The sequence below is a fragment of the Vibrio gazogenes genome (genome assembly GCF_002196515.1).
GTDB classification, from domain to species: Bacteria; Pseudomonadota; Gammaproteobacteria; order Enterobacterales; family Vibrionaceae; genus Vibrio; species Vibrio gazogenes_A.
The window spans coordinates 3089191-3108361 of sequence record NZ_CP018835.1; the positions used below are offsets into that span (position 1 = coordinate 3089191).

A 19171-nucleotide genomic window follows, 5' to 3' on the forward strand; every position below is an offset into this window, starting at 1 on the left:
AAATCTCGTTGTATTTCTTTTGTTTTGATTATTTGTTGTTCTTATTGCTTGCATTTCGTCTTCATGGTGCCTGATCCCATGGCTTTGTTTGCAGCCTCTCGGCTGGAAGGGACGCTCAAAAAGGCACTTCAGTCCTCACCCGCTGATTGTTTCACCAGTGATAAGCCGCAGTGTGCGGTAGATACTCAACATGAATGACGATGAGTAGAACAATAAGAAGTTACGGTCATGTCTGTCTTACGCCATTTGCAGCATACAAAGAACCGTAAGTTTCTACCCAAAATGCTCAAAACATGGCGCCATGAGTTAAAACGTCGCCAGTTTGTCCATTGCAGCTACGAACTATAGCAGTGGCAACGTATTTCAGCAATCTGCTTTATAAAAAATAAACCTAAAAAATGGATACCGAAAGCTGAGATGATTGATAAATTGCAGCTTTGGTATACGTTTATTCGAAATTAGGGCAAGAGAAGGCCTGAATCACAAAATATTTATCACTATGATATCGAACATCAAGGTAGTATGATGCGCGCTTTTAAGCCACTATTGCTATCCCAATCAACGATTATGCCTATGCCCTGTGATGAAGCACTAGGTTGAGCGGATCGCCTGTATCAGCAACTTCTTTTTATAAACAATAAGCAAATGAGTGAAATCAGAACCCAAGTCCAGTTTGTCAATATTGATGAAGATATAGCCGGCCAGCGAATTGATAACTTCCTGCGTAATAAATTGAAAGATATTCCGAAGAGTGTGGTTTATCGCATTCTGCGTAAGGGCGAAGTGCGTGTGAACAAGAAGCGGATCAAGCCTGAATATAAATTACAACCCGGTGATGTTATTCGGATCCCACCTGTGACATTACCGCAGAGTGACACGCCACAAGAACCATTGAGTACCAAACTGCAAAAAGTATCGGAACTAGAGCAGTGCATTTTGTTTGAAGATGATGCGTTACTTGTGCTTAATAAGCCCTCGGGGACAGCCGTTCATGGTGGCAGTGGGTTAAAGTTTGGCGCGATAGAAGCGTTGCGGGCACTTCGGCCACAAGCCCGTTTTCTGGAATTGGTTCATCGAATTGATCGAGATACTTCAGGCATTCTGTTGATAGCGAAAAAGCGTTCTGCTCTTCGTCATTTACAAGCTCAATTTCGGGAAAAGTCTGTTCAGAAATACTATTACGCTCTTGTGATGGGACGGTGGGAAGCAACATGCCGGAAGATCAATGCACCTCTGTTAAAAAACGAAGTCAATAGTATTGTTCGAGTGAACCCACAAGGGAAGGCTTCGGAAACTCGTTTTAAAGTTATCGAAGTCTTTTCTCAGGCCACACTAATTCAGGCGAGTCCAGTGACTGGTCGGACTCATCAGATTCGAGTGCATACACAATACGCAGGCCATCCGATTGCTTGGGATGACCGTTATGGTGATCCCCGCTTTGACGCCTATACCGGAAAATTAGGACTGAATCGGCTCTTTTTACATGCGGCACAGATACGTTTTATTCATCCAACGAGCGGTGAAACGATGGAAATTGTGGCACCGATGGAGAACAAACTTGAGGGCGTGTTGGCAAAGTTGCGTTCATAGCACCGTCATGCCTTCCGCTTCAAGTAAGTTGATGAGTTTGATCAGGGGTAATCCCACCAGTGCGTTGGGATCGTCGCCTTCCAAGCGCTTAAATAAAGCAATCCCCAGACCTTCGCTTTTGAAACTACCGGCACAGTCAAGCGGTTGTTCCATTTCAATATAACGTTCAATCTGATTGAGCGTTAATTGTCGGAAGTGGACATTGAATTGATCGACAATACATTGGGTTGTCCCAGTGACATTGTTGTGTACCGCAAGGCCCGTATAAAAGGTTATTTTATCCCCCGATTGAGCCATCAACTGCTGAATTGCGTGTTCTTTAGTCTGTGGTTTCCCGACGATTTGTCCCTGCACAACACACACTTGGTCTGAGCCGATGACCAGACTCGGTTGTTTTTGAGGGCAGCTTTGTGCTTTTTGCTGTGCTAAACGTTGAACCAGTGCTTGTGGTGATTCATCAGTCAATGGTGTTTCATCACACTCTGGGGCGATAGAAAGAAAAGGAATGGCTATTTTTTCCAACAATTGGCGCCGATATTTTGAGGTAGAAGCTAAAACAAGTTGGTAATGACTCATATCGATATTTAATGAATTCTTTGGTGTTGTGCTGAGAATATATGATAATGCTATGGAGATCACCGTAAGTGGATCGGAATGGCGAAAAAAAGCTAACTTTTTTCCCTTTTTCTTTGACTAAATTTGATTTGGAAGATAATATTCGCGCCCTATGCAAAAGGTAAAAATCCCGCGAACGGTTGATCCGATAAAAGCGGCTCAGAAACGACTCGACTATGATGGTATCATTCAAGTCGGTCTTTTTAAGCGCTTAGAGGAAGCAGTCGAAGGCGTAAAATGTGACGCTGATGTCTCATTGTCATTTGGGTTTGATGAGCAGCGACTCGTTGTTATCTCTGGTAAAGCTAACATCGAAGTTGATTTGCAGTGTCAACGTTGTAATGAGGTTTTTCCACACCATTGTGATGTGGATTTCACTTATACCCCAAACTTAGGGAAGAAAAGTGAAGATGCACCGGAATCATACGATTTGGTAGATCGGAATGAATTCGGTGAAGTAGACCTGATTCAATTGGTTGAAGACGAGTTCATCATTGGTTTACCCCAAGTTGCGATGCATGATCCATCAGACTGTCGTGTTGATTCAGACAATATGGTATTTGGTGATATTCCTGATGAAGTTCCGGAAGATAAACCGAATCCATTTGACGTATTAAAGAGCTTGAAGCGCTAGTTTTTATCGCTGAGCATTCATTAACATAGGAGTAGGGTCCATGGCCGTACAACAAAACCGTAAAACACGTTCTAAGCGTGGTATGCGTCGTTCACATGATGCGTTGACTACAGCTGCTTTGTCTGTAGATGCAACTTCAGGTGAAACTCATCTACGTCACAATGTAACCGCAGATGGTTACTACCGTGGCAAAAAGGTAATCAACAAGTAAGGTTGACCTTTGCAATATTATACCGTTGCACTTGATGCAATGGGCGGGGACTTCGGACCTCGCGTAACAGTGCCTGCCGCCGTGCAGGCACTGTCGCGTTTCCCAGCGCTAAAAGTGATTTTGGTCGGTGATCGGAACGCAATCACCTTTCAATTGTCTCAGTTAAGTTACTCTGACAGCTCGCGTGTGAGCATTGTTCATAGTGATCAAGTCATTTCAAATTCAGAAAAGCCTTCTCTTGCTCTGCGGCGTTTTATGCATAGTTCTATGGGAATGGCGATTGACTTGGTAACAGAGCAAGTTGCTGACGCATGTGTCAGCGCAGGGAATACTGGTGCGCTGATGGCACTGTCACGTTTTCGTTTGAAGTTGCTCCCCGGGATAGATCGACCTGCGTTAATCTCTGCTCTTCCGACAGTGTCAGGAAAACGTTTGTGGATGTTAGACTTAGGCGCAAATGTTTCCTGTGATGCTGATTCTCTATTTCAGTTTGCTGTTATGGGAAGTGCTTTGGCAGAAGTTCATTTGGGACATAAGGCACGTGTGGCTGTCTTAAATGTTGGTGAAGAAGACATTAAAGGTAATGATTTTGTCAGACGATGCGCTGATATGCTAAGACAAACACAGTCAATCCATTTTATTGGCAATGTTGAAGGTAATCAGATATTCAATGATCTGACCGATGTTGTGGTTTGTGATGGTTTTGTTGGCAATGTCTGTTTGAAAAGCTGTGAGGGGACGGCCCAGCTATTTATTGATCAGCTAAAAAATAAAATGTTTGGTTCATCAATAAAGGGTTGGATCGCAAGAAAATTATTTTCTGAGCTATTTATTGGATTAAAAAACCTGAACCCCGACCACTATAACGGAGCAAGTTTGTTAGGATTGCGTGGCATTGTGGTGAAAAGCCACGGTAGTGCTGATATATCCGCTTTCGCCAATGCGATAGGAGAGGCGGTACACGAAATTAAAGAGCAAGTACCCAGTCGTATTAGCGAACGATTAGAAGCAGTTTTACTCGAGAGGCATTATTAGTCTTCATGTATAGCAAAATATTAGGTACAGGCAGCTACCTGCCATCTCAGGTGCGGACTAACGCAGACTTAGAGAAAATGGTAGATACGAGTGATGAGTGGATTGTTACACGCACAGGCATTAAAGAACGGCGTGTTGCTGCAGAAGATGAAACGGTAGCCGATATGGCTTATTTGGCGTCGGTAAAAGCGTTGGAGATGTCGGCTGTTTCTAAAGATGATATCGATATGATTATCGTTGCAACCACCAGTGGTAGTCATTCATTTCCTTCATCAGCTTGTCAGGTTCAGGCACAGCTTGGTATCAAAGGATGCCCGGCTTTTGATATAGCGGCAGCCTGTTCAGGGTTTATGTATGCGTTGTCAGTGGCTGATCAACATATCAAATCAGGGATGTGTAAAAACGTCCTCGTGATTGGTTCTGATGTATTGTCAAAAACCTGTAATCCGACTGATCGCTCAACCATTATTCTTTTTGGTGATGGGGCTGGTGCTGTTGTGCTTGGTCGCAGTGAAACGCCCGGGATTCTATCAACTCATATTTATTCTGATGGTGAGTATGGCCCGCTGTTATCTTTGGAAACGCCACAATCTGGCGGTGATTCCGATAAATGGGTCTATATGGCTGGAAATGAAGTCTTTAAAGTGGCAGTGAATCAATTGTCGCAGCTTGTTAAAGATACATTGGCAGCAAATCAAATGGATAAAGCGGAACTGGATTGGCTGGTGCCTCATCAAGCCAATCTGAGAATTATCTCTGCAACGGCACGAAAGCTTTCCATGTCGATGGAGCAGGTTGTTGTGACTTTAGACCGGCATGGCAACACATCAGCGGCCTCAGTACCCACAGCTCTAGATGAAGCAGTTCGGGATGGACGTATCCAACGTGGTCAGACACTGTTGTTGGAAGCTTTTGGCGGTGGTTTTACGTGGGGTTCTGCACTCGTCGTATTTTAATACTGAAAAACAATCCAGCGCATGGCGTGATTATGCTCCGTGGCGGGGATTGTTTGGCAAGAGGAATGAAAAATGAGCAAATTTGCTATCGTGTTTCCCGGTCAAGGTTCACAAACGGTTGGGATGCTTGCTGAATTGGGTGAGCAATATGATGTGGTTCAACAGACATTTGCTGAAGCATCTGATGCTCTGGGATATGACCTATGGTCACTGGTGCAAAATGGACCAGCCGAAGACCTGAATCAAACTTTTCGGACTCAACCTGCATTGCTTGCTGCTTCGGTTGCAATCTGGCGGGTGTGGCAATCTTTGGGATTAGAGATGCCTGCAATATTGGCCGGACATAGCCTTGGTGAATATTCTGCTTTGGTTTGTGCTGGTGTGATTGATTTTCGCCAAGCAATCAAATTAGTTGAATTACGTGGCCAACTGATGCAGGAAGCTGTTCCTGCCGGCAGTGGTGCGATGTTTGCTATCATTGGCCTCGACGATAATGCTATTGCGAATGCATGTATCGAGGCTGCAAATGGACAGATTGTATCTCCGGTAAACTTTAACTCTCCGGGACAAGTCGTGATTGCCGGTGAAAAAGATGCCGTGCAACGGGCAGGCGAACTTTGTAAAGAAGCGGGTGCGAAGCGTGCTCTGCCATTGCCAGTCTCAGTACCATCTCACTGCGCATTGATGAAGCCAGCAGCGGATAAGCTTGCTGAGACATTGAAAGCGATGACGTTCAATTTACCTGAAATTCCAGTGATCAATAATGTTGATGTGATTGCTGAAACCGATCCGGAAAAGATTAAAGATGCACTTGTTCGTCAATTGTATAATCCAGTCCGGTGGACTGAAACTGTACAAAAAATGCATGACCAAGGTGTCGAAAAATTATTTGAAGTGGGCCCGGGAAAGGTTCTGACGGGGCTGACAAAACGAATTGTTAAAACACTGACTGCCGGGGCAGTAAACGATACTGCTTCATTGAGTTCAGTTCAGTCATCATAGGGAAAAAGAAACATGAGTAATTTCATGAATCTAGACGGTAAGATTGCATTGGTTACAGGTGCCAGCCGAGGTATTGGTCGTTCTATTGCTGAATTGCTTGTAGAACGTGGTGCAACGGTTATCGGAACAGCAACCAGTGACAATGGTGCCGCTGCAATCAGTGAGTATTTAGGTGAAAAGGGTAAAGGCTTCAAACTGAATGTCACAGATCCTGATTCTATCGAGTCAGTTCTGAAGGCCATTGGTGAGGAGTTTGGAGTGATCGATATTCTCGTGAACAATGCCGGCATTACTCGCGATAACTTACTGATGCGCATGAAAGATGAAGAGTGGCTAGAAATCATGGAGACCAACCTGACTTCTATCTATCGTCTTTCAAAAGCAGTACTACGTGGCATGATGAAGAAACGTTGTGGTCGTATTGTCAATGTGGGTTCTGTTGTGGGAACCATGGGGAATGCGGGACAAACAAACTATTCTGCTGCGAAAGCTGGTGTAATTGGTTTTAGTAAATCGATGGCTAGAGAAGTTGCTTCTCGTGGTATTACAGTCAATACTGTTGCACCTGGTTTTATCGAAACTGATATGACAAACGCTATGAATGATGAGCAAAGAGCTGCTACACTCGCTCAAGTTCCCGCAGGCAGATTAGGTTCTCCTCGTGAAATTGCAGCGGCTGTTGCGTTTTTAGCTTCTGAAGAAGCAGCGTATATCAGTGGAGAAACGTTACATATCAATGGTGGCATGTACATGATCTAAGCCAATGGTGAAAGTGTTTGTAAAAGTGGATAAAATGCAATTATCGATGTTTATAAGCACTATCACCGTGAGTGTTTAGTATTTATGCATGATTTATATCAAAAATGGTCTGAACTTCGGTTAAAATCGTAAAAATTGTGGTTTGACCAGCGATGACCCTCTTGCAACTTTCCCTAGTTCTAATAAACTACGGGACATCGCATTAAGCGAAATCTGTAAAGGAAAAGAAAAATGAGCAACATCGAAGAACGCGTAAAGAAAATCATTGTTGAACAGCTAGGTGTAGACGAAGCGGAAGTTAAAAACGAAGCTTCTTTCGTTGAAGATCTAGGTGCAGATTCCCTGGATACAGTTGAGTTGGTTATGGCTCTTGAAGAGGAATTCGACACTGAGATTCCTGATGAAGAAGCTGAGAAGATCACAACTGTTCAAGCTGCGATCGATTACGTTAATAGCGCTCAGTAATCTATCTCTCCAGGCGGCTATCTGGCCGCCTGAGTTTTAATTAACTCGTCTCATCTCTTCTATAGAACTTTTTCAATTCCGGAGAATATGATTGTGTCCAAGCGTCGTGTCGTTGTTACTGGTATGGGGATGTTATCACCAGTAGGCAACACAGTAGAATCTTCTTGGAAAGCTTTGCTTGCAGGACAAAGTGGTATTGTTAGCATTGATCACTTTGATACTGAAGGCTTTTCAACTCGTTTTGCAGGATTAGTGAAGAACTTTAACTGTGAAGACTATATGTCTAAAAAAGATGCCCGAAAAATGGATTTATTTATCCAATATGGTATAGCCGCGGGTATACAAGCATTAGACGATTCAGGTCTTGTAATAAACGAAGAAAATGCAGCACGGGTTGGTGTTGCGATCGGTTCTGGTATTGGTGGTTTAGATCTGATTGAGGCTGGTCATCAGGTTCTGGTTGAGAAAGGGCCACGTAGAGTCAGTCCTTTCTTCGTGCCTTCGACAATCGTGAATATGGTTGCCGGAAATTTATCAATCATGCGCGGATTACGCGGACCAAATATTGCTATCTCCACTGCCTGTACAACAGGGTTGCATAATATCGGACATGCCGCGCGTATGATCGCGTATGGTGACGCTGATGCAATGGTTGCAGGTGGTGCAGAAAAAGCTTCAACACCGCTCGGTATCGCAGGGTTTGGCGCAGCGAAAGCACTATCAACTCGCAATGATGAACCAGAAAAAGCATCTCGTCCATGGGATAAAGGGCGCGATGGGTTCGTTCTTGGTGATGGCGCTGGTGTTATCGTGCTTGAAGAATATGAACACGCGAAAGCTCGCGGTGCAAAAATTTATGCAGAATTGGTTGGTTTTGGCATGTCTGGTGATGCTTACCACATGACTTCACCAAGTACTGATGGTTCTGGTGGTGCACTGGCGATGGAAGCAGCACTGCGTGATGCAGGAATTACCGGTACTCAAGTTGGTTATATCAACGCCCACGGAACGTCGACACCAGCAGGTGATCTTGCTGAATTAAAAGGTGTGAAACGTGCGTTAGGTGAGGAAGGTGCTAAACAGGTTCTTGTATCATCGACAAAATCGATGACAGGGCATCTTCTTGGTGCAGCTGGTTCTGTTGAAGCCATTATCACTATCATGTCGCTTGTCGATCAAATCGTTCCGCCGACCATTAACCTCGATGATCCGGAAGATGATTTGGATATTGACTTAGTACCGCACACTGCACGTCGGGTGGTCGATATGGAATATGCGATTTGTAACTCTTTCGGGTTTGGTGGAACCAACGGCACTTTAATCTTTAAAAAAGTGTAAGTTGTCACTTATCTACTTGTATTGATACGGCTTGATGCATAGCATTAAGCCGTTTTCTTTTTGTAGGATGCAGATATGATTTTGATTGACGGGATGCCAGTTTCATCGATACCTGCGGATGACCGATCTTTTCAATACGGAGACGGTTGTTTTTCAACGATTCTGACCATCGATGGTCAGGTGCAGCACTGGCTGTATCATCAGCAAAGAATGGAAGATTGTCTGGATATATTACAGATCCCATATCCGGATTGGAATGAAGTCACGCGATGGATCAGTCAGGTTGTGGTGGTCGCTCCTAAAGCAGGCGTCAAAGTTCATATCAGTCGTGGGAGTGGCGGCCGGGGATATAGCCCTAGCGCAATTCCCTCACCGCGAGTCACCGTCCAGTCATTTGATTACCCGAAACATTATGATGCACTGATTTCAGATGGTGTTTCGTTAGGTGTCTGCCAGCGACGTCTCGGGCATAACCCATTGTTGGCTGGGCATAAACATAATAATCGTTTAGAACAGGTTTTACTCAAGGCTGAAGCTGAGACATCCGGTTACATAGATGCAGTTGCACTGGATTTGCACGATCAAGTGATTGAGACAACAATGGCAAATCTATTCTGGTTTCGGGATAATGTGCTCCATACACCGGATTTAACCTTGGCTGGTGTTGCCGGAGTGATGAGACGAGTGGTACTCGATAGCGCGACTCAGCAGGGGCTCGCACTCAATATCAACCACTTTTCTCTGGATGATCTGCTTAGTGCTGATGAAATTTTTATGACAAATTCAATTCTGGGGGTTGCACCTGTCGTTCAGATTCAATCAGCGTGCTTTGTGCTGGGAGAGCGGGTGCGAGATTTACAAAAGAGAGTGAACTGGTGTTAAAAAAAATATTATTTGGATGCGGTCTTGTTGCGTTGATCGTGATTGGTAGTGTTATCTTCCTTTATCAAAAAGTGGATAGTTACCTCACTCAGCCACTCCAATTACCAACGGAACAGCAATTTGTGACGATTCATCAGGGTGAGTCATTGCGCTCTGTTCTGAGAACTTTTGAAGACAAATCTTGGTTACACCCTTCTATTGCTGCTCATCTGATGCATCGATTCTATCCTGCACTGGCCAAAATTAAAGTCGGGACTTATCAAGTGCAGTCAGGAGAAACGTTGCACAATGTACTGCAACGGTTCACCGCCGGAGATGAATATCAATTCACGATTACCCTGATTGAAGGCAGCCGTTTTCAAGATGTCTTGAAGAAGTTGGCGACAGAATCTCATCTGACACATAAAATCCAGTCGATGTCAGAAACCGACATTGCCAAACGGTTGTCGATAGACGAGCCAAAATTAGAAGGTTTATTCCTTGCAGAGACATATCACTATACGGCTGGTACCAGTGATATCGACATTTTGAAACGAGCGAATCAAAAGTTAAACTCGGTACTTCAGCATGCCTGGGAGAAGCGACAAAATGGTTTACCTTTGCATTCTCCCTACGAAGCATTGACATTAGCTTCTATTATTGAAAAAGAAACAGCGATCAAAGATGAGAGACAACTGATTGCCTCTGTCTTTATTAATCGACTGAATAAAAGAATGAGGTTGCAGACCGATCCGACGGTCATTTATGGGATGGGTTCACGCTATGATGGGAATATCCGGAAAAAAGATTTACTCACTCCCACACCTTACAATACTTATGTGATTCGCGGTTTGCCACCGACCCCGATTGCGATGGTCGGGAGGAGCGCCATTCATGCTGCGTTAAACCCTGAAGTCAGTGATTATCTGTATTTTGTCGCAAGTGGAAATGGCGGCCATGTTTTTTCTAAATCATTGGCGGAACACAATGCTGCGGTAAAACGTTATTTGAAACAATTAAGAACGAAGAAATGAAAGCGAAATTTATTGTAGTGGAAGGGTTAGAAGGTGCTGGGAAAAGCACAGCGATCCAAACCGTAGTTGATACGCTGAAAGATTTCGGTGTCTCTTCTGTCGTAAAAACACGAGAGCCGGGAGGAACACCGATTGCTGAGAAATTACGTCGTCTCGTCAAGGAAGAGCATGAAGGTGAGGTCATTTATGATATGACTGAATTATTGCTGATTTATGCTGCCAGGGTACAACTTGTTGAAGGTGTCATCAAACCCGCGCTCAAAGCCGGACAGTGGGTGATTGGTGATCGGCATGATTTGTCGTCTCAGGCTTATCAGGGCGGCGGGCGGCAGATTGACCCAGCGATGATCCAAACCTTAAGAGAATCGGTTCTGGCTCAGTTTGAACCAGATTTCACGCTCTATCTTGATATCAATCCTGAAATTGGGCTGGAGCGGGCCAGAGGTCGCGGAGAACTTGATCGCATTGAAAAAATGGATTTGAGTTTTTTTGAGCGGACTCGGGCTCGATATTTACAGTTAGCAAATCATGATGAACGAATTCAGGTGATTTCTGCGGAGCAACCGTTAGCGCTGGTGCAGAAAGATATACGACATGTGTTAATGAATTGGTTATCTGCACAATAGGGACGCATACAAATGTCACTATACCCTTGGTTTCAGCAAATCTGGCAACAATGGTGTCAGGTGCTTGCTCATCACTCGGTCTCACCGGCGACCTTGCTGGTTGTTAAAGAAGGAATGGGAGAAGCGACTTTTATCGAAGCTGCTGCTCGTTCACTTTTATGTGCTCATGGCTCTGAATTATGTGGTTATTGTCATGGGTGTCAATTGATGGATTCTCAAAGTCATCCTGATTTTCACTGGGTGAAGCCGGAACAAGCGGGGAAATCAATTACCGTTGATTTGGTGCGACAGATCAATCAGATTGCGCAGGAGTCTTCTCAGTTTGGTGGCTATCGGGTGATTGTGATTCAACCTGCACATCTTATGAATGAATCTGCGGCAAATGCCTTACTGAAGACCCTGGAAGAGCCACCAAGCCACTGTTGCTTTATGTTGGTTACGGATTGTATTGATCGCGTACTACCAACCATTTTAAGTCGGTGCCGTCAGTTACATGTGTCTGAGCCTGCCCATACTGTGGTCACAGAATGGCTCGCAAAAGAAACGGGGCAGGAAATTGCACCATACATGGTTAAACTAAATGATTATGCCCCGATTCGAGTCCTTCATTTTATTCAGTCACAAGAGCACGAAAATTATTTACGGTTGGTTGAATTGTTCTGTCACTTTCTGCGTTCACCTTTGCAATCTATACATGCACTGGTTGACGAAATCCAGACGTCTCCGTTAGTACGCTTGACTTGGCTATGGTATTTACTGACTGATGCGCAGAAATTTCATTTTCAGACCCAAGATAAGATTGTGCTACCAAAGAGTGAAGAAGTTGCGCAATACCTTTCTTATAGTATGCTTTACCAACAATACCGAGAATTGATTACGCTACGGCATCGTTTGGAAATACACCGTGGTTTAAACTCAGAACTACTGGTTTTTGACTGGTTATCAAAATTTAAAGGAGCCCCATGTTTGTCGACTCCCACTGTCATTTAGATAAACTCAATTACGATGAGTTACATCTGGATATCCAGGATGTTTTAAATAAAGCGCGTCATGTTCAGGTTGAGCAAATCCTCTCTGTGGGCGTGACGCTGGCATCCTTCCCCCAAATGCTGAAAATGATCGAACCATTCGACTGGGTTCATGCTTCCTGTGGTGTCCACCCACTAGATGTTGAGAGTGATTTTGCGCTAGATACTTTTTATGAATATGCCAATCATGCCAAAGTTATTGCTATCGGTGAAACGGGGCTTGATTACCATTATCGTCCGGAGACGGCAGAGTTACAGAAACTGAGATTCATGCAGCAGATTGAAGTTGCGGTTGCGCTGAATAAGCCTCTGATTATTCATACTCGTAACGCAAGAGAAGATACGCTGGCATTGTTGCGTCAAGGAAAAGCGGAGCAATGTCGTGGTGTGATTCACTGTTTTACCGAAGATATGGCATTTGCTCAGGCAGCGATGGATCTTGGTTTTTATATTTCAATTTCTGGGATCGTGACTTTCCGTCAGGCGATGGAATTGAAATCTGTTGTGAAAGACCTGCCGCTAGAGCGTTTGTTGATTGAAACAGATTCTCCTTATTTGGCGCCTGTCCCACATCGAGGACAAGAGAATCAACCGGCTTTTGTGACTGAAGTGGCGAAGTGTATTGCGCAGTTAAAAGATATACCTGTCAGTGAAGTTGCGCATCAAACCACCAAGAATTTCTTGGATCTTTTTTTTCTATAGAAATAAAGTTTGTTGTTAAAAGTATTACCATGCACCGTAATGGTGCATTAAATTAATTTGATACTCAAAAAAATAGATTTTTAGCTAGTTGTTTCACTGATTTAGTCGACACAAATCAGATAAAAGTTAATTTGTAATGATAATTAACATAAGAAGGGTATTTATTTTTGATGAAAAATTAGATCGTTTGGTAAAATATTTTATATTTATTAATGAGTTACATGTGCTGTAATCCATTTCATAGTGCTTACTGTGACTGTGATCTATATATTACTTTGAAACTAAAGTTGCTAACTTTCTGGAAAGTTTGAGAGACGTCAATATATATTTAGAGCCGGAAAATATAATGCCTATGTGATTAACTTTCCACGAGAACTTGGGGAATGGCGACGGGGGTGGCCATGAAGTTCTCGTTTAATTAAATTCTAATAACTTACTCAGGAGCATAAAATATGTCTAAGAACCTTTTTGCGGAACTGCAAAAAGTTGGTAAATCACTGATGCTACCCGTATCAGTGTTGCCGGTTGCAGGTATATTACTTGGTGTTGGTGCCGCTAATTTTAGTTGGTTACCAGAAGTCATCTCTCATCTGATGGAGCAGGCTGGTGGTTCGGTATTCGGACAGATGGCGTTGTTGTTTGCTGTCGGTGTTTCATTAGGTTTTACAAACAATGACGGGGTGTCTGGACTTTCTGCGATCGTTGGTTACGGTATCATGGTTGCGACATTGAAAGTCATGGCAACTGTGATGGGTGTAGAATCCATCAATACAGGGGTTCTTGGTGGTATCCTGTCGGGGGCCCTTGCCGCATGGGCATTTAACCGTTTCTTCAAGATTCAATTACCAGATTATCTAGGTTTCTTTGCCGGTAAGCGTGCTGTGCCAATTATCACCGGTTTCCTATCGATTATCCTAGGTGTGGTACTATCGTTTATCTGGCCTCCAGTTGGCTCTGCCATTGCAGCGTTCTCTGACTGGGCAGCGCAACAAAACCCAGTATTGGCATTTGGTATCTACGGCGTAGTTGAACGTTCTCTTATTCCTTTTGGTTTGCACCACATCTGGAACGTACCATTCTTCTATGAAGCAGGCACATGTACAAACAATGCAGGTCAAGTGGTTCACGGTATCATGACTTGTTTCTTGACTGCTGATGATGCTTCTCGTGCAGCGGGTAATGGGTTTGGTCAGCTTGCTGGTGGTTATTTGTTTAAAATGTTTGGTCTACCTGCTGCTGCTTTTGCAATTGCGCGTTGTGCGAAACCTGAAAACCGTGCAAAAATCATGGGTATCATGGCATCTGCTGCATTGACTTCATTCCTGACAGGTATTACTGAACCAATCGAGTTCTCATTCTTGTTCGTTTCACCACTACTGTATGGTATTCATGCGCTTCTGGCTGGTTTGGCATATGTCATCACTAACTATTTGGGTATAGTTCACGGCCATACATTCTCTAATGGTTTCATTGACTTTGTCGTGCAATCAGCACATGCACAGAAAATGCTTCTGCTTGTCGGCGTAGGCCTTGTTTATGCAGTGATTTACTATGTTGTATTCACTGTTGTTATCCGCACTCTGGATATCAAAACACCTGGTCGTGAAGACGATACGGTAGATGACGTGGTGACTGGTGATTCGGAAATGGCGTCTGCTCTTGTTGCTGCATTTGGTGGCAAAGCGAATATCACAAACTTGGATGCATGTATCACTCGTTTACGTGTTTCAGTTGATAATACTGATGCTGTTGACCAAGATAAACTGAAATCACTGGGTGCTGCTGGTGTTGTCGTTGTGAAAGGTGGTGTTCAGGCTATCTTCGGTACTCGTTCTGATGTATTAAGAACAGAAATGGACGAGTGGATGCGCGGCCATAACTAATGGCTTGATGTATTTCATTCTGTTACTAAAGGGAGCTTCGGCTCCCTTTTTTAATGGTGAATTTCAGTGAACTGTAAGCGTGTGATCACTGGTTTCTATCCAGAGCCTGAAGATTAAAGTAGCCGACGACATCTTCGTATACCCGGTGATATTATTTCTTTCATGCTGGAGATATTCCCACAGAGACAATAAATTGAATTCTATGAATATCTTTGTTTTACGTTGACTCATTCATGACATTAATGACTCTTCAGTGAGTAAAGTAACTCTGATTTATACATGTTGATAAGAGAGTCGTGTGATGAGAATAATGACTATTGCTATCGGTGCCCTGACGTTGTCATCATTTGCTTATGCTGCATCATCAGCCACATCATCTCCCCAAGTTGCTGTCGGGATTGGTATCGATCAGGGATTGAGTGCTGTATTGGAGTTGAATGATCAATATCGTATCTCCGCAGGTAACGATGGTATGAGTGCTGACTATTTGTTTAAAAAAGGACAATTTGAACAGCCGAATATACCTGTTGATTGGTATGTAGGTGCTGGTGGATGGACTGAGTGGGGGGATGACGATAACGATTTTGGTGTCAGGTTGCCTCTCGGAGTGGACTGGACCTATAAAAATCGCATTCATGTTTATGGACAGGTTCATCCAGAGCTTGATTTACATGATGATGTCGAGCTTCAGCTTGGTGCCGCAGCCGGTGTAAGTTATCAATTCTAGAGCATCGAATGTTGTCAGACATCGAAATCGCTGGGTGAGTGCCACTGTGTTCTCAGCGTGAATCATCAAAAAGGCCGATAGATGTTCGTCTATCGGCCTTAATCATTTGTGCGTTGTTATTGAAACTTAGTCAGACTGACGCATTGCTTTCTTCATACAGATGAATGCACCACCCCATGTAATACCGAGACCAATAACCATCATAATGATTGCGCTGATATCCATATTATCCCTCCTGAGGACGACTTTTCAGGTTAATTAAAATACCGACAACGAGCAGAGCAAGAATCAGAACCCAACCGATAGTGAGATCGTAGCCGCCATAACCTTCCGTCAATAATGTGTGAAGTTTCGTCGCCAGAATCGTCGCCAATATGACCGGCGTAATAAAGCGCAGACAAATATCAAACCAGGCACCAATAGAAAAGTCAGATTTAGCATTTGCATACTTACGGATATCAGATACTTTGAATAACCAAGTCATCATCACAATCTCGACAAAGCAGCCAGTCATGATGCCGATATTGTTTGCAAAGTGATCGACCAGATCGAGCAGTAAGATACCGCCATCAGTGACGAAAGCCATTGACACAATAAAGCCTGTCCCGATGACAATACTTGCGGCCTTGTTACGACGCCATTTGGTTTTATCAATGATAGCTGATGTGACGGCTTCCATAATCGATATATGAGAGCTTAAACCGGCAACAACGAGTGCAAAAAACAGTAATGGGCCGAAAATATAGGGTGCTGGCAATAAATTGATTGCAGCAGGGAGAGTAACGAATGCAAGTCCAACCCCAGATGAAACGACATCCGTGAGCTCTTTTCCTTGCTCTTGGGCCATATAGCCTAACACGGAAAAAATCATGATACCTGCAAGAATCGAAAATCCGCAGTTAATCAATACCGTCATAAATGCATTGTTTGTGATATCTGATTTTTCCGGTAAGTAACTGGAGTAAGCCAGCATAATGGCAAAGCCGATACTCAGGGTAAAGAATATTTGACCGTATGCGGCTGCCCAAACTTTAACGTCCCATATCTTACTGAAGTCTGGTTTGAACATATAATTGATGCCATCTAATGCGCCGGGGAGCATGCACATACGCCCAATCAAGACCAGTACCATAATGAATAGAATCGGCATCATAATTTTAGATGCGCGCTCAATCCCTGATTTCACACCGTTAATAATCGCTATGTAGGTAATCCCCCAAGCGAGTGCAACAGTCAAGGCAATGTTCCAGCGGATACCACCTAAGTTTGTTGGCGTATTTTCACCAAGTCCTAGATAATTGCTGAAGAAGAAAGTATTGGTTTCTGTTCCCCAACCTTGGGTGAACGAAAGACCAAAATAGGAGATAGCCCAGCCGATTACGGCTACATAATAAACACCGATGACAGCAGCAACGCCGACCTGGAACCAACCAAGCCACTCAAATTTTGAATGAATCTGGGAAATTGTCTTCGGTGCGGAACCGCGGTGTTTCTGCCCCATACTGAATTCTAGAATCATGAAGGGGATGCCGGCTGTGAGCATGGCGAAAAGGTAAGGGATAAAAAATGCGCCACCTCCATTTTCATAAGCCATATACGGAAAGCGCCAGATATTACCTAAACCAATAGCGGATCCGACCGCAGCTAAGATAAAACCGGCACGAGATCCCCATTGTTCTCGCTTCATTTGATACTCCTTTGGTAATGCTTTTCTGAGTGATGAACTTGCATCGATCATTAATTATTAGATTATAGTTAGTTAAAATATAGGAAAGGTGAATGATCCCCTTAACTTATTTTTGTTACTTATAATCACTAATATTTAGAATTATATTTTTATTTCTAAGTGATATCTCAGAATATTGTTCTGTGTATTGTGATGTGTGTGTGCGACATGTGAGATGTTCACCTGTACAACGCTATCGAGATTACAGATTTATAAATAGAAAGGCAATAGATTGTAAACATAATGAATATTTTATGTTGTGGTTTTATATTTTGTTTTTTAAGTCATATATAGGTGATGGTATTATTTATTTTGTATTTAAGTGATAAGTATGTCTGTTTTTGGTGTTTTATGTGGTTTTTTAATCCTTATCAATATCATTGTCGCTCTGTCTGCTTTCTACTCAAGAACTAGTGTATTACTCGTTTGCACCGCAAATTCTTAGTCGTGTTGATTGTTATGTCATTATGTCCAAGCCGGATTTATGGGAGCGTCTGGTGTCAAGGGGATAGATTTATTCGAGTCATATTTGTGATATCCTTTTCATAAGTATGATTAAATAATTGACAGTAATTGCCATCTTATTAGATAGATATAGATGCTGGTGCCATAACTAGCATGATCTTTCTTCTTTTCATGAATAGGGTCTGATAACCCGAGATACTGGAGGTGTGTATGGACGTCGATCTGAAATATGCTGTTGTCATTACAGGCATTATTTTTGCGGTATTAATTGGTTCTGGTTTGATTGCCATTGCTAACTAAATTACAACAGCCGCCTATGGGAAAAAACGTTGGTGTAATTTCTGAACAGCAGGTCATTGATGATTGTGACCGCTTGTCTCGGTTCATTGGTGGGAAAAATGCTTTGGTTGCTCAAGGTGGCGGTCAGCGGGGCATTTTTACTGCCGGTGTTCTGGATGCATTTAATCTGTCCAATTTTGACCCGTTTGATGTCTATTACGGTACATCTGCCGGCGCATTAAACCTTTGTGCATTTCTCTGCCGTCAGCATGGGCTTGGTAAAGCGTTTATTACCGACTTAACCACAGACTCTTCATTTTTTAATCTGTTTGCTTACATCAGGAAAAAGCAGTACGTCGATTTGTCGTGGGCACTTGAGCGGATCGTTGATTATCCGTATCGGCTCGATTTGGATATGGGGCGTCAGGTCTTAGGAGAAAGAAAGGCATATGCGGCAGTCACCAGTTCAGAGACGTTAATCGATCATTACTTACCCATGGTTCAGCCAAACTGGAAAGAGGTACTGTTGGCTTCCTGTGCCATCCCGACACTATGCCACCATCCAATCAATATCAATGGTGAATCCTACGTTGACGGCGGAATTTCAGCATCGATTCCTGTTCAGGAAGCATGGCGGCAGGGAGCCCGTTTTATCGCTGTGATTCGGACTGAATCTGTCACCAATAACAAAGCAGGATTACAGTCTGCGGAGTTACCCCCGAAACCGAGTGAGGCTTGGTTGCACCAGTCGTTTAGCTACCTGCAAAATCAATGGCAGCAGAAAGTCACACAGTGGCGTCAAGACTGGCGTAATTATTTACGTCAGAAAATGTCGCTGGTTCCTCAGGAAGAAATGTTGAATGGCGGGCGTTGGTTATTTGGTTCGGAACAACTGTATCGAATGAGTCATTTAATTGGTGGTTCTATGGATACACGTCTGACGGATATGTTGATGGTTCATTACCAGACATATGCTTTAACCCTTGAATTCTTAAAACGTCCGCCAGATGATGTGTTCGTGATTCAGATTGCACCGGAACAGCCACTTCGCTCCAACACGTTGCTGAGTAGGAAAAGCGATTTACTATGGGACTATGAGCAAGGATTACAAGCGGGCTACAACTTTATACGAAGTTGGGATAATGCCCGGGCATTGAGCGGTCAGTCATTGAAAGCCTCAAAATCAGGGCTGCTGGAATCATAGCAGCCCTATGGGGCTCAATTATCTGCAAATG

The 19171-nt window shown here is 43.5% G+C and carries 21 protein-coding genes; 18 read left to right on the forward strand and 3 right to left on the reverse strand.

Features of this window, described 5'->3' with window-relative positions:
* Nucleotides 1–645: 645 nt before the first annotated feature.
* On the forward strand, nt 646–1590 hold the full coding sequence (rluC, locus tag BSQ33_RS14125) for a 23S rRNA pseudouridine(955/2504/2580) synthase RluC (protein ID WP_088134350.1): 945 nt from the start codon (nt 646–648) through the stop codon (nt 1588–1590).
* Here the strand turns inward: rluC and BSQ33_RS14130 are convergent.
* Nucleotides 1585–2166, reverse strand: a complete 582-nt coding sequence (locus BSQ33_RS14130; RefSeq protein ID WP_088134351.1) for a Maf family protein — start codon at nt 2164–2166, stop codon at nt 1585–1587. The genes rluC and BSQ33_RS14130 overlap by 6 nt on opposite strands.
* 151 nt (nt 2167–2317) lie before the next feature.
* On the opposite strand from BSQ33_RS14130, the gene yceD reads away from it, so the two are divergent.
* The 15 genes from yceD (at nt 2318) to BSQ33_RS14205 (ending at nt 15466) form a co-directional block, all read left to right on the forward strand.
* Nucleotides 2318–2839 (forward strand): 23S rRNA accumulation protein YceD, encoded by a 522-nt coding sequence (yceD, locus tag BSQ33_RS14135; protein WP_088134352.1) that lies wholly within the window; start codon nt 2318–2320, stop codon nt 2837–2839.
* A gap of 40 nt (nt 2840–2879) precedes the next feature.
* A complete protein-coding gene (rpmF, locus tag BSQ33_RS14140) occupies nt 2880–3050 on the forward strand; it encodes a 50S ribosomal protein L32 (protein WP_021019534.1) in 171 nt (56 codons plus the stop codon).
* Between the two features lie 9 nt (nt 3051–3059).
* The gene (gene plsX, locus BSQ33_RS14145) at nt 3060–4085 is read left to right on the forward strand and encodes a phosphate acyltransferase PlsX (protein WP_088134353.1); all 1026 of its coding nucleotides are present in this window, start codon (nt 3060–3062) and stop codon (nt 4083–4085) included.
* A gap of 5 nt (nt 4086–4090) precedes the next feature.
* Entirely contained in the window at nt 4091–5041 is a 951-nt protein-coding gene (locus tag BSQ33_RS14150; protein ID WP_021019536.1) for a beta-ketoacyl-ACP synthase III, read from the forward strand.
* A 72-nt stretch (nt 5042–5113) separates the two neighbouring features.
* Complete coding sequence (gene fabD / locus BSQ33_RS14155; protein WP_021019537.1) at nt 5114–6043, forward strand: ACP S-malonyltransferase; 930 nt, start codon at nt 5114–5116, stop codon at nt 6041–6043.
* A 24-nt stretch (nt 6044–6067) separates the two neighbouring features.
* Complete coding sequence (gene fabG / locus BSQ33_RS14160) at nt 6068–6802, forward strand: 3-oxoacyl-ACP reductase FabG (RefSeq protein ID WP_088134354.1); 735 nt, start codon at nt 6068–6070, stop codon at nt 6800–6802.
* 231 nt (nt 6803–7033) lie between these two features.
* Nucleotides 7034–7267, forward strand: coding sequence for an acyl carrier protein (acpP, locus tag BSQ33_RS14165; RefSeq protein ID WP_014204679.1), 234 nt, complete (start codon nt 7034–7036; stop codon nt 7265–7267).
* 93 nt (nt 7268–7360) lie between these two features.
* Nucleotides 7361–8605 (forward strand): beta-ketoacyl-ACP synthase II, encoded by a 1245-nt coding sequence (gene fabF, locus BSQ33_RS14170; protein ID WP_027694065.1) that lies wholly within the window; start codon nt 7361–7363, stop codon nt 8603–8605.
* 75 nt (nt 8606–8680) lie between these two features.
* Entirely contained in the window at nt 8681–9487 is an 807-nt protein-coding gene (pabC, locus tag BSQ33_RS14175; RefSeq protein WP_088134355.1) for an aminodeoxychorismate lyase, read from the forward strand.
* A complete protein-coding gene (mltG, locus tag BSQ33_RS14180) occupies nt 9478–10500 on the forward strand; it encodes an endolytic transglycosylase MltG (protein WP_198298188.1) in 1023 nt (340 codons plus the stop codon). The genes pabC and mltG overlap by 10 nt, the downstream gene beginning before the upstream one ends.
* Complete coding sequence (tmk, locus tag BSQ33_RS14185; protein ID WP_021019542.1) at nt 10497–11126, forward strand: dTMP kinase; 630 nt, start codon at nt 10497–10499, stop codon at nt 11124–11126. The genes mltG and tmk overlap by 4 nt, the downstream gene beginning before the upstream one ends.
* Before the next feature lie 12 nt (nt 11127–11138).
* On the forward strand, nt 11139–12116 hold the full coding sequence (gene holB, locus BSQ33_RS14190; RefSeq protein ID WP_088134357.1) for a DNA polymerase III subunit delta': 978 nt from the start codon (nt 11139–11141) through the stop codon (nt 12114–12116).
* A complete protein-coding gene (locus tag BSQ33_RS14195) occupies nt 12089–12856 on the forward strand; it encodes a TatD family hydrolase (RefSeq protein ID WP_021019544.1) in 768 nt (255 codons plus the stop codon). The genes holB and BSQ33_RS14195 overlap by 28 nt, the downstream gene beginning before the upstream one ends.
* A gap of 452 nt (nt 12857–13308) precedes the next feature.
* Nucleotides 13309–14739 carry a PTS glucose transporter subunit IIBC gene (ptsG, locus tag BSQ33_RS14200; RefSeq protein WP_021019545.1) on the forward strand — a complete coding sequence of 477 codons (1431 nt, stop codon included), beginning with the start codon at nt 13309–13311 and terminating at the stop codon, nt 14737–14739.
* Between the two features lie 301 nt (nt 14740–15040).
* A complete protein-coding gene (locus tag BSQ33_RS14205; RefSeq protein ID WP_027694067.1) occupies nt 15041–15466 on the forward strand; it encodes a hypothetical protein in 426 nt (141 codons plus the stop codon).
* Nucleotides 15467–15592: 126 nt separating this feature from the next.
* On the opposite strand, the gene BSQ33_RS14210 is transcribed toward BSQ33_RS14205, so the two are convergent.
* Nucleotides 15593–15691: a MetS family NSS transporter small subunit gene (locus BSQ33_RS14210; RefSeq protein ID WP_021019547.1), complete on the reverse strand. Its 99-nt coding sequence runs from the start codon at nt 15689–15691 to the stop codon at nt 15593–15595.
* Between the two features lies 1 nt (nt 15692).
* Nucleotides 15693–17153 (reverse strand): sodium-dependent transporter, encoded by a 1461-nt coding sequence (locus BSQ33_RS14215; RefSeq protein WP_021019548.1) that lies wholly within the window; start codon nt 17151–17153, stop codon nt 15693–15695.
* A gap of 714 nt (nt 17154–17867) precedes the next feature.
* On the opposite strand from BSQ33_RS14215, the gene BSQ33_RS21600 reads away from it, so the two are divergent.
* Both BSQ33_RS21600 and BSQ33_RS14220 read left to right on the forward strand, forming a co-directional pair.
* Complete coding sequence (locus tag BSQ33_RS21600) at nt 17868–17957, forward strand: YnhF family membrane protein (protein WP_021019549.1); 90 nt, start codon at nt 17868–17870, stop codon at nt 17955–17957.
* A gap of 16 nt (nt 17958–17973) precedes the next feature.
* On the forward strand, nt 17974–19140 hold the full coding sequence (locus BSQ33_RS14220) for a patatin-like phospholipase family protein (protein WP_021019550.1): 1167 nt from the start codon (nt 17974–17976) through the stop codon (nt 19138–19140).
* The last annotated feature ends 31 nt before the right edge of the window (nt 19141–19171 follow it).

Coding starts and splice junctions, on each gene's coding strand:
- BSQ33_RS14195 (WP_021019544.1), top strand. CDS start 12,089: ATGTTTGTCGACTCCCACTGTCATTTAGATAAACTCAATTACGATGAG.
- holB (WP_088134357.1), top strand. CDS start 11,139: ATGTCACTATACCCTTGGTTTCAGCAAATCTGGCAACAATGGTGTCAG.
- BSQ33_RS14210 (WP_021019547.1), bottom strand. CDS start 15,691: ATGGATATCAGCGCAATCATTATGATGGTTATTGGTCTCGGTATTACA.
- acpP (WP_014204679.1), top strand. CDS start 7,034: ATGAGCAACATCGAAGAACGCGTAAAGAAAATCATTGTTGAACAGCTA.
- BSQ33_RS14205 (WP_027694067.1), top strand. CDS start 15,041: ATGAGAATAATGACTATTGCTATCGGTGCCCTGACGTTGTCATCATTT.
- BSQ33_RS14150 (WP_021019536.1), top strand. CDS start 4,091: ATGTATAGCAAAATATTAGGTACAGGCAGCTACCTGCCATCTCAGGTG.
- pabC (WP_088134355.1), top strand. CDS start 8,681: ATGATTTTGATTGACGGGATGCCAGTTTCATCGATACCTGCGGATGAC.
- BSQ33_RS14215 (WP_021019548.1), bottom strand. CDS start 17,153: ATGAAGCGAGAACAATGGGGATCTCGTGCCGGTTTTATCTTAGCTGCG.
- rluC (WP_088134350.1), top strand. CDS start 646: ATGAGTGAAATCAGAACCCAAGTCCAGTTTGTCAATATTGATGAAGAT.
- BSQ33_RS14130 (WP_088134351.1), bottom strand. CDS start 2,166: ATGAGTCATTACCAACTTGTTTTAGCTTCTACCTCAAAATATCGGCGC.
- BSQ33_RS14220 (WP_021019550.1), top strand. CDS start 17,974: ATGGGAAAAAACGTTGGTGTAATTTCTGAACAGCAGGTCATTGATGAT.
- yceD (WP_088134352.1), top strand. CDS start 2,318: ATGCAAAAGGTAAAAATCCCGCGAACGGTTGATCCGATAAAAGCGGCT.
- rpmF (WP_021019534.1), top strand. CDS start 2,880: ATGGCCGTACAACAAAACCGTAAAACACGTTCTAAGCGTGGTATGCGT.
- ptsG (WP_021019545.1), top strand. CDS start 13,309: ATGTCTAAGAACCTTTTTGCGGAACTGCAAAAAGTTGGTAAATCACTG.
- fabD (WP_021019537.1), top strand. CDS start 5,114: ATGAGCAAATTTGCTATCGTGTTTCCCGGTCAAGGTTCACAAACGGTT.
- BSQ33_RS21600 (WP_021019549.1), top strand. CDS start 17,868: ATGGACGTCGATCTGAAATATGCTGTTGTCATTACAGGCATTATTTTT.
- tmk (WP_021019542.1), top strand. CDS start 10,497: ATGAAAGCGAAATTTATTGTAGTGGAAGGGTTAGAAGGTGCTGGGAAA.
- fabG (WP_088134354.1), top strand. CDS start 6,068: ATGAATCTAGACGGTAAGATTGCATTGGTTACAGGTGCCAGCCGAGGT.